1 pseudogene is annotated in these 593 nt (G+C 59.7%); it reads left to right on the forward strand.

The features are described from left to right. Nucleotides 1-24: 24 nt before the first annotated feature. Nucleotides 25-593 (forward strand): annotated as a pseudogene (locus tag EOA24_RS40295) (IS21 family transposase); the annotation flags it as partial.

A 593-nucleotide genomic window follows, 5' to 3' on the forward strand; every position in this document is an offset into this window, starting at 1 on the left:
GACTGGATTGGCTCGCATGTCCGGATGTTTCGTTTTTTTCACGGCGTTCCCAGACTCGTCGTTCCCGACAATCTGAAGTCGGGCGTCAGTCGCGCCAGTTTCTACGATCCCGAGATCAACCGCAGCTACGGCATGATGGCTTCCCACTATGGCGTCGGCGTTCTTCCGGCACGGCCAAGAAAGCCTCGGGATAAATCGAAAGTGGAGAATGGAGTGCGTTTCGCCCAGTCCTGCATTCTGGGGCGCCTGCGCAACCAGACTTTCTTCTCGCTGGCTGAGGCCAATGCCGCCATTGCCCAGGCGCTCGATCGCATCAACGACCACGTCATGCGCCGGCTGGGCGTCAGTCGCCGACAGCTCTTCGAGACCGTCGAGCGCCCGGCTTTGGCCAGTCTTCCACTGGAGGATTACGAGTTTGCCGAATGGCGTTTGGCCCGCGTCTCGACGGATTATCATGTCGAGTTCAAGACCTTCTTTTATTCCGTGCCCCACAGCCTCATTCGTCAGCAGGTCGATCTGAGAGCAACGGCGCGCACCATCGAGATCTTCCACCGCGGCAAGCGCGTCGCGGTGCATCAGCGCCGCTATGGAGG

This window comes from Mesorhizobium sp. M2A.F.Ca.ET.039.01.1.1 (assembly GCF_003998035.1).
GTDB lineage: Bacteria > Pseudomonadota > Alphaproteobacteria > Rhizobiales > Rhizobiaceae > Mesorhizobium.